At 44.7% G+C, this 12,818-nt stretch carries 10 protein-coding genes, 1 riboswitch and 1 other annotated feature; of the genes, 4 read left to right on the top strand and 6 right to left on the bottom strand.

The features are described from left to right. Positions 1–368: 368 nt before the first annotated feature. On the bottom strand, positions 369–1,241 hold the full coding sequence (locus NV381_RS37750) for a hypothetical protein (protein WP_258218406.1): 873 nt from the start codon (positions 1,239–1,241) through the stop codon (positions 369–371). 251 nt (positions 1,242–1,492) lie between these two features. On the opposite strand from NV381_RS37750, the gene NV381_RS37745 reads away from it, so the two are divergent. Further along, positions 1,493–2,242, top strand: coding sequence for a MerR family transcriptional regulator (locus tag NV381_RS37745; RefSeq protein ID WP_258218405.1), 750 nt, complete (start codon positions 1,493–1,495; stop codon positions 2,240–2,242). 248 nt (positions 2,243–2,490) lie between these two features. Here NV381_RS37745 and asd read toward each other — a convergent pair whose 3' ends face one another. The 3 genes from asd to NV381_RS37730 form a co-directional block, all read right to left on the bottom strand. Further along, positions 2,491–3,573, bottom strand: coding sequence for an aspartate-semialdehyde dehydrogenase (gene asd, locus NV381_RS37740; protein ID WP_258218404.1), 1,083 nt, complete (start codon positions 3,571–3,573; stop codon positions 2,491–2,493). A gap of 94 nt (positions 3,574–3,667) precedes the next feature. Next, positions 3,668–3,928 (bottom strand) — a binding site (T-box leader). Between the two features lie 117 nt (positions 3,929–4,045). Then, a complete protein-coding gene (locus NV381_RS37735; protein ID WP_258218403.1) occupies positions 4,046–5,689 on the bottom strand; it encodes a copper amine oxidase N-terminal domain-containing protein in 1,644 nt (547 codons plus the stop codon). A 155-nt stretch (positions 5,690–5,844) separates the two neighbouring features. Beyond that, the gene (locus NV381_RS37730; protein WP_258218402.1) at positions 5,845–7,434 is read right to left on the bottom strand and encodes an MDR family MFS transporter; all 1,590 of its coding nucleotides are present in this window, start codon (positions 7,432–7,434) and stop codon (positions 5,845–5,847) included. 272 nt (positions 7,435–7,706) lie between these two features. After that, positions 7,707–7,796: riboswitch (cyclic di-GMP riboswitch) on the top strand. Between the two features lie 115 nt (positions 7,797–7,911). On the opposite strand from NV381_RS37730, the gene NV381_RS37725 reads away from it, so the two are divergent. The 3 genes from NV381_RS37725 (at position 7,912) to NV381_RS37715 (ending at position 10,536) form a co-directional block, all read left to right on the top strand. Next, positions 7,912–8,274: a response regulator gene (locus tag NV381_RS37725; RefSeq protein WP_258218407.1), complete on the top strand. Its 363-nt coding sequence runs from the start codon at positions 7,912–7,914 to the stop codon at positions 8,272–8,274. A gap of 214 nt (positions 8,275–8,488) precedes the next feature. Beyond that, on the top strand, positions 8,489–9,292 hold the full coding sequence (locus NV381_RS37720; RefSeq protein WP_258218401.1) for a Cof-type HAD-IIB family hydrolase: 804 nt from the start codon (positions 8,489–8,491) through the stop codon (positions 9,290–9,292). Positions 9,293–9,486: 194 nt separating this feature from the next. Further along, the gene (locus tag NV381_RS37715) at positions 9,487–10,536 is read left to right on the top strand and encodes a hypothetical protein (RefSeq protein WP_258218400.1); all 1,050 of its coding nucleotides are present in this window, start codon (positions 9,487–9,489) and stop codon (positions 10,534–10,536) included. A 48-nt stretch (positions 10,537–10,584) separates the two neighbouring features. On the opposite strand, the gene NV381_RS37710 is transcribed toward NV381_RS37715, so the two are convergent. After that, the gene (locus tag NV381_RS37710; protein ID WP_258218399.1) at positions 10,585–11,262 is read right to left on the bottom strand and encodes an MBL fold metallo-hydrolase; all 678 of its coding nucleotides are present in this window, start codon (positions 11,260–11,262) and stop codon (positions 10,585–10,587) included. Between the two features lie 14 nt (positions 11,263–11,276). Further along, positions 11,277–12,011: a TetR/AcrR family transcriptional regulator gene (locus NV381_RS37705; RefSeq protein ID WP_258218398.1), complete on the bottom strand. Its 735-nt coding sequence runs from the start codon at positions 12,009–12,011 to the stop codon at positions 11,277–11,279. Between the last annotated feature and the right edge of the window lie 807 nt (positions 12,012–12,818).

The raw sequence follows: 12,818 nt of genomic DNA, 5'->3' as shown, positions 1-12,818 counted from the left end.
CTAACTGTCTACGCTTAGCACCTAACATTACTATTAGTAGCCCAAGACTCGCTATTGGCGATGCGGCTGTACATCTTACCAAGCAGGGGTTCCACCTGCTAAATTACACGACCTTGCCCGGTCGCTCGCGGAATTCCAACTTCCGCTATCTTCTTAAATTGGAGGCGGCAGATTAAATAACGGAATTTTCAGTTCCGTTCAGGACCTTTAATGCACTTTCCCCTGCTACCCAAGTATAAAAGGAACTTGTCTTATACGTAAAGACCACATTCATAGATGTTAAGAACTTAGAAGGGGTACCCCTGCTTCACACTTTGCAATACACATGTTCATCTCTTATCAAGCCTAATATTTTTCCAAAAATCTTATCAATGATGTCGGGCCATCTGCATTTCGAGAACGCGATCCCGAGTGTCTGCTGGCCGGCATTGCTTCAAGACGCCTTGATCATATGTGAAAAAAGCATAGGCATCGCTATTGCCGATTTGAATTAGGTGCTCCCCATTCTCTGTAAAGAGTGCTGAGTAAGAGGGGGCTTCGTTATCCGTATCAGGGAATAGGCTGCTCCATTGAAGAACGGTCGATTCGAAGCGGTCATGCTCTGCGACCCAACGATGAATCTCCAGTGCTGGAGGCACCCAGTCCGTCTGATTGCCAATCCATTCAGGGACACCATCATTGTCAAGATCCAACGGAATAGCGGGATGCCCTTGAAAATCGACTACATTCCAGGAATCGGAATTATGGTGATAAATAAGCAATCCCTTCTTTGCACCTATTGAGCCAAACGGGATTTCCATAACGGCACCAGACACATCCCCTGTTAAGGAGTTCAACGAATGAATCCAATCTTGATTCACATTGAAACTGGACAAGTCACCCAACTTCCATTCTGAATTCCTGCCCTTGAGATACCCGGTTAAGCCTGCGGAGTCATCGCCGCTTGTATACACCAGAACTTCCGCGTCAGACTGAGGAAGAGCAAAGCTTTTGAATAGCTTCGCACCCGTAGGAGGAGCCCCCGACTCTAAGGGTTGTCCTAAATTTTCATCGAAGGGAATAGCTGCACTCTCCGGAAACAAGTCCGGTCTATAGGCCGGTTTCTGGTTGCTATGTTCAGAGTTTGCTGTGGTCATATTGGCTGTGGTTATACCGTTGTGATGAATTACCTGATCGTTACTGCACGCGAGAGTGCCAAGCAACATCAGTATCATTATGCCGGTACGCTGGGTTATGTTCATTAATAGGTATATCCCTCGCTTCCTGTACGAATTATTATAACTAATCAGCCATCCTGTTTCCCCGGTTTAGTACCCCTTTAACTGGCATATTATCTGTCCTTATTACAAATAGTTCCATATCTTGAACGTAATCATTAATCAAATTGTTGCATTACCCCGCACATTAGCATAGAAGACAGAAGACCCAATTAAATCCTTGACCCTGACCTCAGAGGAGACATTAGAATGAACATCAGAAAGGAAGTGGATATATGCTGTATACCGTAAAAGAGATCTCTGCAATCACGAAAGTAACGATTAAGACGCTTCATCATTATCATAAAATTGGTCTCTTGATGCCTAATAAGGTAAGTGATGCCGGCTATCGCTTATATGGCATCAAGGAATTGGAGCGTTTGCAACAAATCTTGTTTTATCGGGAGCTTGATTTTTCCCTCGAACAAATCAAAGACATCCTCGAAAAGGAACCACGACGATTGCTGATTTTGTCTGATCAGAAAGAACTCCTTTCCACGCGGATGAAAAGAATGGAACGCCTGATTCAAACTCTCGATAAGTCGATTGATGCAACTTCAAAAGGAGGAGTGATGAAGATGTCAGATATGTTTAAAGGTTTTGCTACTGAACAACAATGGCTGGACGCTATGGACGAACAGAATCAGCATTTGAAAGAGAAGTATGACTACGACATGTTGGAAAACAACCCGGTTGTACTTGAATCTATGAACGAAATGGCTATAGAAGCGAAGAGCTTTATGGATAGTATGGCGAAGGCACTACAGAATGGACTGAGGGTTGATGACGAGACAGTGCAGTCTCTTATCGATGAACATATCGAGTTTTTAACTCATCATGGACATGAAATAAATAGAGTGAGCTTTGCTGAACAAACTCGGTTCTTTTTAACCGATGATTTCCATCGAAATATGCTTGAATCCCAACAGACGGGCCTAGCATACTACCTCTCTGTAGCGGCGAGCGAGCAAGCATCAACATTATAAACGAGTTCTATCTTCTAATTCCAGCCTCCTTTTTTCTTTAAAATGTTGGAGGACATTGACCCTAACAAAATATCCCACAAAGTGGGGTCTTGCTTCCAAGTTGATTCAGATACTTTGCGGGGAGCCCCGAATCATATAGATTCTGGCAAAAAAGGGTCAACCAGAAATCCCTGGTTGACCTATTAACTAAACTAGACTACTACTGCTACTTTTCAACTATCGTATCCTGTTGAATGATTGAATGATGCCTAAGGAGCTACTTGTTGCAGTAAACCCTGTGCTAGCATCGATTCAGCAAGCAGAACTGCACCTTTTCCTGCACCCATCTTCGTGTTGTGGGAGACCAAAACATATTTCACGCCCCCAAGTACAGGTTCTTCTTCCAGTCTCCCCATACTTGTTGTCATCCCGCCTCCGAGCTCGCGATCCAGGCGAGGTTGCGGGCGAAACGGATCATCAAAGATATGAATCATATGCTCTGGGGCTGAATGTAAACTGGAGCTTTTAAACGGATTGTAGCCATTGATTGCTTCTTTAATTTCAGATAAATTCGCTTGTTTCTTCAGACCGACAAACACGGATTCCGTGTGTCCATCGATCACATTTGCTCTCGTGCATATGCAATTGACGTTAATCTCAGCCGGAGTAATGCCCTCACTAGAATATTCACCGAGTATCTTTAAAAGCTCCTTTCTAACCTTCCCCTCTTCGTTCGGAATGTACGGGATTATATTATCCAGAATATCTAAAGAACGAGTCCCGGGGCTTCTTCCCGCACCGCTAAGCGATTGCATGGACACCATCAGAACATTTTGAATTCCAAAATGTTCATGCAATGGTTTTAAAGTTATCGCGAGGCCCGTGACCGTACAATTGGGAACAGGCAGCACGAAGCCTTTCCAGCCGCGTTCCAGCTGTTGTTTGCGAATTAATTCCGCATGATTATCATTTACTCCAGTAATGAGAAGTGGGGTATCATCGAAATAACGAAATGCAGATGCCGTCGAAAAGGTTGGAGTCGTTTGGGCAAACCAAGGCTCCAGCTCTTTTGCGAGATCGGATTCAATCGCTGTGAAAATAACATCAACAGAGTCTGGACGGAATTCCTTGGAGGATACAACCGGAACTTCCAGCATATCTGCGGGAACCGGCGTATTCTGCGTCCATCTCGATGATCCATTAGATTCCAGTAATGCTTCTTTGTAATTTTTCATAGTTCTTGAGGTAACCATTATGACAACTTCAAAGTTCGGATGATTGGATAACGCCTGCACAAACTGCTGTCCTGCCATTCCTGTTGCTCCTACAACTGCCGCTTTTAACCTGGACATATTGCTCACTCCTTGTTTTGTATGAATGAATATTCTTTTACGTATAACGATCATGCAAAATAAAAAAAATCCCACCCCCAAGACTGTAAATAGTCTCAGGGACGAGATTTGTATGCTCGTGGTACCACCCGGATTCGCAAATATGTCGCCATATCAGCCTCTTCGAGTACGGCATCTAAATACAAAGATGCTTATACTCTAGCTCTATAACAGGAGCTCCTGTTACACCATCCCCTTCTGGGTTCCGATGTACTGCTCAGAGGCTTTCTTCAATAAAGAATTCTTCACTCCTTTTCAGCAACCGGAGCTCTCTGTGGAAGAACGCTGTATTTACTTTTCTCATCATCGCATTTCGATTTGTTGGAAACATGATACCAAGTAATTGTAGTAGAGTAAAGATATTTTTGTGAGTATTTTGTATTTCACATTATACATTTACATTAGCATTATCAAAATAAGTTCTGATGGGGTTTCATGGCCCCGCTACCTCATCATCCTTAAGAAGCCGCTCGGTTACGCTGCCATCGGCATGCAGGCGGGTCTCCTGGATACCGTCAGATGTACCCGTATAGAGCGTATAGCCGCTGATCATCAACCCGGCTGGATCGTGATGGACGAACAGCTGCAGCTTGAGCGTACCATCGCCTAGCGCCTTCCGATCGACAGCCTCCAGCTCGAAGCCACCAGGCTTCTCAGAAGCAGCCCTCTCCTGCTGCGGCACTAATGTTGCGTCAGCCGTTTCGGTGAGGAAGCGATACTGCCAGCTTCGCGTGCCGTCCACGGCATTATAGACAACCTGGAGCTGATTGCCAAGCAGCATGCGCACTCTATCCCGTGAGACACCTGGCATCAGCTTCTCGCGGATGCGCTGGGTGACCGGCTTATTCAGATACAGCGTTTTGTCAGCCGTGTAACTGACTTGATAGCCTGCAATAGCTGCCAGCTCGTTGATCGGTGCATACAGACGTCCCTGATTCTCCACCAGTGGACTGGATAGCTGCAGCGGCTTCCCTTCGGCGCTTGATTGGACGCCATCGAGCGTATACTGCAAATAGGAGATTGTGTTTACAGGTACTCCATACAGATGCGGAGAAGGAAGCGCAGGCTGCGCGAAACGCGCTTCTTCTATGGTACGATTCGTCGTCAGTGTCAGCCTCCTGGACTGGCTATCGTATTCAGCAGTCAGATCCATAATATTCTGAATTAGCTCCACAGGGTAATAAAGAATTCCCTCATAGTTGATAGGCAGATGCGTCAAACGGGTAAACCGGCCGTCGACACGCACATTCAGATCCGGTACCACATACCCGGTGGATGAACCTCCATAGCCTTCAACCGGGTCTTCAGGCCGGTATAACGGCTCCGTTACAATAGACAGTGATTTACGCGATCGGTCCCATTCCATGCGATAACCCGTCAATGTGTTCCAAAAATCGTAAGGCACTAGCACCTGACTGTCTGCCAATACTACTGGACCGGATAGTGTGGCAATCGTATCTCCCGCTTCATTGCGTATCTCGCGTTCGCCAATCGGCACTTTCCATCGGCTTCCCCATGGGCTGATCGCCGTCACTTCCCAATCGACGCCATTCCACTTGGCATCTCCGCCTAACATCGTCATCATCCTATAGAGCGGGAAATACGCCTTATCGTCGAAATAAAGCGGCTCTCGATATTCATCCCAAGGTGCCAGCACGCTCGGCTGGCCATTCAATGACACATCCATTGGCTTGCGGCTCATCATCCTGGCTTCCAGCGGCGCCCCCGGCGATGAACGGAGTTCGCCATTATTCTGCTCCAGCATCCCCCCGACTGATGATCCATTGTAACCTTGGCCATCTGCATATTTCAGCAATCCGTTCACCAGCCGATTGAGCGCCTCCAAGTCTGGTTTTCTCGTACGCAGCACATAAGCCGCCACTTCCGCCTTTGGCCCGAGCTGATCCACCTTCTCGCTCACAACCCCCTGATCGAGCAGGAGCTGGACAGCATCAATCTCTGCTTGCGTACGTTGATCCGGTACAACCTGCTGTGCCGACGCTCCTAGCGGCACAGATGCAAGCATCGCAGCACTAATCAGCAGCGGGAGCGCAGCCTTTTGTAAGAAATTAACCAATACATCCACCTCGTCTCAATGCTTCCATTTTATACAATTAGACGCACGAGGGACGGCAAGGTTGCTCAGGTTGATTCATTTTCTACTTATACACCAAAGAAAAAGCCACTCGACCTATAAAGGGCCAGCAGCTTTGAGCATTCTCTATTAAACCTTTATACTGGTTCCTCCTGCGGTGCTTCACCTTTCTCAGAAGAGCGAAGCGGTATTTCCTTAAGAAAGAAAACCAGCAATAGTGCCAAGACCAATAACCCGGCCCCGCTAAGAAATACAGTGGACAAAGTTTCGCTCAATACAGCACGGAGCATGTCCATCAGTTGAGCAAAATAAGATTGAAGTTCTGCCGGCAGCGAGGCCTGAATTATTTTCAATTTGGGTTGATCCAATAGAACTTGCGGATTTAAAAAAGGTGCCAATTGTCTCGCATGCTCAGGATCTAATTGAGATAAATTCACACCTTTTCCTGAAGCGATTGTTTCTTCCAAATTTCTTTTAAGTATGGAGGTCATGATGGAACCAAACACGGCGATCCCAATCGTTCCCCCCAAATTTCTAAACAGGGTTGCCGTAGCCGTTACTACACCCAGCTGGTTTATCGGGACTGCATTTTGAGCGACGAGTGTAAAAACTGGCATACCTAAACCCAATCCCACACCGAACACGCACATACTCGCTACAGCTAATGCAATACTGTTCATAAATGTCATCATTAGCATACCGATAACCATGAAGGAGATACCGGCGATTGCATACCGCTTATATTTACCCGATTTGGATATCCATCGTCCGGACATACTGCTCAATACGACCATCGTCAATGACATAGGCATGTTAACGAACCCTGATTGGGTCGGACTTAAGCCCTTAACCCCTTGTACAAAAAAGGGCAAGTATACCATAGCGCCCATCATTCCAGCATTCATAAGAAAACCAACAAGATTGGAATTCGTGATGATCCAGTTTTTAAAAAGATGCAGCGGCATTACGGGGCTTTTCGCTTTACGTTCAATAAGAACCAAGATAACTGCGAAGATTACCGCCGTTATTAAAAGACCAATAATCTGTATGGAACCCCAAGAATATTTGGACCCCGCCCAAGAAAAGCCTAACAAAAGCGCAATTATGGAAAGTGACAAAAATAACGAGCCCCAATAGTCAATCGATTCCGATTCAACACGTGGCACCTTTGGAAACATCCGCAAGATCATTACGAAAGCGACAATTCCCAGAGGCAAAAACGCCCAGAACAACCATTTCCAATCCATATGATCTATCATGACACCACCTAAAGTCGGTCCAATAACACTCGAAAAACCGAAAATAGACATCATGACTCCTGTCCATTTCGCTCTTTCACGGGGCATAAATAAATCACCAACGGCCATTGTTGTAACCGACATCAAAACTCCACCGCCTAAGCCCTGAATGCCGCGATAAGCAATCATCTGAAATATATTGGTGGATAGTCCCGTAAGAAAGGCACCTATCATAAAAACGACAATCCCGGATAATAAGAATGGTTTACGTCCGTAAATATCCGATAGCTTACCGACCAGAATTGTAGCAACTGTAGATGTCAGCATATAAATCGTAATAACCCAAGAATAATAATCCATACCGCCCAGCATAGAAATAATTCTTGGCATAGCTGAACTGACAAGCGTTTGATTAATGGCTGCAAAAAACATCGAGGCCAATAAGGCGATCATAACGATAACTTTTTGCTTTTGTGACAGGTTGTCCATTCGCTGCCTCTTTTCTATTGTTCTCATGCCTGGCTGTCGGAATTATCATTAGGTAGGCAACCTATTTTAGCGAGATATACAATATTTAAATTTTCAAAACTTATTTTGAGTAAATGCCTTCATAATTATTCGCATTAATGACTTTAATTGTCAGCACTCAAACGCTAGTACTTTGTCAATAGAACTTTATCACCGGCATTTCCGTCTAGTCCTTTATTACCAGCAATAAGAATGATATACTTTTTAAAAAATGGATAGTAATTCTTCTGTATATACGATAAGAGCAAAACTAATGAAAATTAGTGACGCAAAGCTATTAGGGGCTAAGGCGAAATCATTCGCTAAGCTTGCCAGCTACCGAAGGAAGGGATCAACAACTCCCCTTGTTCATCTTATAAGGGGGGTTTTTCTTGTGTGAACGAATCAATCCGCCTACTAGAAATGTTAATAAGTAGACCCCTGAAAGGTGATAAAAATATGGCTAGACTAATGATTGCAGATGATTCTATGTTTATGCGATTGATGATTAAGAACATTCTTTTAGATTTAGGGCATGAAATTGTTGCCGAAGCCTCGAATGGGCTTGAGGCAGTCTCTCTATTCATCCAGCATTCTCCTGACCTGATTACGCTGGATATTACTATGCCGGAGATGAACGGGATTACTGCACTAAAGGAGATTAAAAGCTACAAGAGTGACGCCAAAGTAATTATGGTGTCTGCAATGGGGCAACAATCTATTGTTATTGAAGCCATCTCCATGGGAGCTAGTGATTTTATTGTGAAGCCTTTTGATAAAGACAGGGTAGCAGAAGCTATACAAAGAGCGCTGAAGATATGATGCCCATGCCATGACATCTACACTTGTTTACAGGGAACCCTTGAATATAGAATTAGCTGTGAACCAAATAAACAACAATAAATCTTCACAATTCGATCTCCATATAGCTGATATTTTTTATAAAGATACTGCTTAGAGAAAATAACAGTTAATCCGCGCATTAATCTAAGGTATAATGGTAGCCATAGACAGAAATTACAGGAGTGGATAAACGATGTATAAAATGCTGGCAATCGACATTGACGATACGCTAATTAATGATGAGAAAGAAATTACGGCAGGCACCAAGCAAGCTCTGGAGCAAGCACTAGCACAAGGAGTTACGGTTACATTGGCTACCGGACGGATGTACGCTTCAGCGAAGCAGCTGGCCTCCCAGCTGGGGCTGAATGTTCCTTTGATTACCTATCAAGGATCTCTAGTGAAAAATGCCATAGACGGCAAAATTTTATACGAACGGTCTGTGCCTGTAGAAGCAGCCCACTACCTTTTTGATTACTGTGAGCGCAACGATCTGCATTTGCAAACGTATTTTGACGACATTCTGTATGCGAAAGAGCGCAATGAAAAAATCGAAGCTTACGCCGCGCTTTCCAAGATTCCTTTTACCGTGTATCCGAATTTCAAAGAGCTGGCTGACAAGCCTTCTACCAAGCTGCTTATAATTGATGATCCCGCCAAGCTTGATGAAATTGCTATTGAGCTTCGCAAGGAAATCGGACATTTGGTACATATTACGAAGTCCAAGCCTCATTTTCTGGAGATCATCCATCACGAGGGTACGAAGGGCGATGCGCTTCGTTACTTGGCCGGTCAATACGGCTATGATATGGCCGAGGTTATATCGATCGGCGACAGCTGGAATGACCATGAGCTGCTGGAAGCTGCCGGATTCGGAGTGGCGATGGGCAATGCGGTAGATTCACTTAAAAAGATAGCCGACTATATTACGTTCAGCAATAACGAAGATGGCGTGAAGCATGTCGTTGAAAAATTCGTGCTTCAGACTTCCCTGTAAGGGAAAGCTGCTTTTATAAATACAGACTAATAAGCCGTGATTTCCTGCTAAAGGAGATTCACGGCTTTTTCATTTATAATATCGGAATCCGTTCGCCATAAAATCGTCATTTCTGTGGGAGATCCGGGTACATTGTATTCTTGGGATAACCCTTATAATGGAATTATAAGTCAGTTAATTAAGGAGGGATTTATATGACTATCCACAAACTCCAACGATCTACTCTCTGGTTTATCGCACTTACATTTCTTATATTAGCAGCAGACCTGACAGTTGTACGAACCTCATCGATTAACGAGAAAGATTGGCTGCTTGTGTATGCCGTTATGTTCGATTGTATGCTGGTGATTCCTTTTCTCTATTGGTTATGTATGTTACGGGGCAAAGGAAAATCCATCTCCAAGGTACTCCCCCTGCCTTTGCTAGGTGGGTTGGCAGCATGGCTTGTTCTTCCTGTCTCAATGCGCAATCATATATGGAATGGGATATGGCCTATAGAGCTTTTAATCATTGCTGTTGAGGTTACTTTTATTGCGTATGAGGTCAGGATTTTATACCGTTTCTTCCGGTGCTTTAGGCAGGTTGCTCGTGAAGAAGCTAATACTGGAGAAGCGCTTCGCAAGGCGGCACATGAAACGATTGGAAGAGGCAAGCTGGCCTCCTTATTGCTTCATGATGTCAGTGCAGCCTATTACCTTCTATTTTCGTGGAAAAGAGAGACGCTAGTTAAAATCGAGCATCCCGTTGAATTTTCCTACTATAGGAAAACCAGTCAAAGGCTCTATGCAGCAATTCTTTCCAAAATCCTCATCATCGAAGGCATTTGTGTTCACTTTCTGGTTCAGCAGTGGTCTGATTGGGCAGCCTGGATTTTGAGTATCTCCGACTTTTGGCTGCTGGCTTTGATCTGGAGTGACTACCGTGCCTCTGTCTTGCAGCCCGTTAAGCTTCAAGACGGTATACTAAAGCTCAGGTACGGATTACGGATTCAGGCGGATGTCCCCCTTCAGCTGATTGCCCATACAGCAACCGCACTTGAATATCAGCTGGAAAAAGAGGAGCAGCGGGATGCAGCTTTACCTCTCTTGGCCGTACCCAATATCCGTATAGAGTTGAAGGAACCGATTACTGTGGAAGGCTTGTTGTTTTTACCACGTAAGGTGACCAAGATTTTTTTGGCGTTAGATGAGCCTGAGGCATTTGTCTGTGAGATTGAAAAGCTAACCGATTCATATCTGGGCTAATCTGTGATAATTCAAATGCGGGGAAGCGACATTGCCCGATCTTAAAATTCAGCGGCGAATTTTAGCCTGCCCAGCCCGGCTCTCCGTCCATCTGCGTCTGTAAGCTTCATACTGCTGATGCGGAAGCTGGACTTCACCGCCATGGCATATGCTAACAAGCTTAGGCTTCAGCTGCGCAACAATAGCACCGCTCTCCACAGCTTGCTCCATATCCGCAGTAAAACTTGCCATCGGCTGCTTCAGCTGTCCGCGCTTAGTTGTAAACAAATCTCCTGCCAGTAGAACTTGATCCTGCTCATGGTAGTAGGCAATATGACCCGGCGAGTGACCTGGCGTCAGATAAGGAACCAATCCGCCAATTGATTGCATATCGAGCGGCTCGACAATCCCTGGCTCAACGGACTTTTGCGCTTTTTTACGCCCTGGATATGGCAATTGTCCCTCCATATAAACAATTTCTGCTTCATGTGCGTAAACCGGAACTCGATATGTTTCGCGTATTTTTTTGATGCTGCCGGTATGGTCAGAATGTCCGTGGGTTAGCACAATCCGCTCCAGCGGCAGATTCAATGCCTTTATCTGTTTCAACAGACCGCCCGCCATCCATGGAATTCCGGCATCCACCAAGGTCAGACCACGTTCTGACTTCACAACCCATACACTAATTGGGATAATTATCCATATGGTGCATTTCCAAATATGCTCCGATATTTGTGTGATTTTCATTATTTTCAACTCCCCTATCCCTCAATTTTGGACTTTTTAACCTTCTGCTTCTTATCTTTCTTGGACTTCTCTTTATCTTTTTGACCTTTCGTTTGACCTTTCAACGGGTTCTGCACTTGTTCAAGCTTATGTTTAATGCCTAGCAGCACAATCTCTATGGATTGATCCAATAACGGAATGATGCGCTCCAGCAGCGGCTCTAACGGTTCCTCGCTATTCAAATAAGTACTAACCATTCCATTCATCACAAAAAAGTACACTCGGCTGTGATTGATCCGCGCCTCCGATGTCTCTGCCGGAATAATCCGGTTGACGCTTTCGGTCAGGTGGCTGAACAAACGGTTGCGCAGCTGGTTTACCTCACCTGCCGGGTTCACTTCATCAACACGCACGGACTTTACATTGAATATGACTGTGACCATGCTTTTATGCGATAGACAAAAGCGGAGGAAATGTCGGCTGATCTCCAAGAGCTTCCCCGTAGGGTCTAACGACTTTTCATTCATAACCGAAAGAAATGCAGCCTCCAAGGTTTGCAAAGGCGGAATAGCCAGCTGCTCCAGCAGTGCCTCCTTATCCTTAAAATACAAATAAATCGTTGTATGCGAGCAATTAGCTTCTTTGGCAATTTCTCGCATTGTTACAGTATCGTAACCTCGCTCTGTAAACAAGTTGCCTGCCGCTTCGGCAATACTTCGCTTCGTTTCTTCCGAACGAAGCTCTTGCTTGGACTTCTTTATTGATTCCAACTAACAGCCCCCTCACTACAATTATAACCGACGGTTAGTAACCTATGGTTATATAATAACCGTTGGTTATAAAAATTTCAACTTCTATCTCAAAAAGCTTGTCAGTCCATAAAAATAAGGCTGAATCCCAACTCGGTACAGGTAATGAAGATAACCATATAGGTTAATGAAAGTTAACAAAAAGAGCTGCGATAAATGTTTGATCCCGTTGAGCGGTAGTGTAACCCTTTAAACTAGCACCTATCCGGTCTTTCTGTCCAGGTGGTATTATCCATAGAAATAAAATAACGAGGCTGTCCTAAAAGGGTATCAGTGAATGAAACAGTTCCAAATTATGAACAAATACACCTCCAAAACCACTATGTAAGCGGAAATGGAAGCGTCTTTTTTGAAGGGAAATTCCCCTCAGAGTGGGTGGGGGTTTGAAAATCCAAAAATGAGTTCGGCCGCTTTTTGGATGTTGCTTAAGTGATGGGGCGAGAAGCGATGTTCAAAGGCTGCTTTCAATCTAGAAGAGGCCATGATTTGTCGGGGCCGCTGCTGAAAGAAAAGAAATAGATGGAAATCCTCACGCTAATCCAGCGTGGATATCACCTTAAATCAATCTAACTGGAAAAACTAACTCTAATAGAGGGGATATGCTGGATATCGGCCAAAATACGTAGAATTAGCATGAGAAATGGATCTCTGTCAAGAAAGTAGACACTCAAATAAGAGATATCACACAACCTTTTTGTAATACATGGCCTCGTATTGATCCGGTGAAACATAGCCCAAAGAACCATGAATTCTCTTACGGTTGTAAAA

It is taken from the genome of Paenibacillus radicis (ex Xue et al. 2023) (assembly GCF_024722015.1).
In the GTDB taxonomy this organism is placed as follows: domain Bacteria; phylum Bacillota; class Bacilli; order Paenibacillales; family NBRC-103111; genus Paenibacillus_S.
This window is presented reverse-complemented; position numbering and strand designations above follow the sequence as displayed.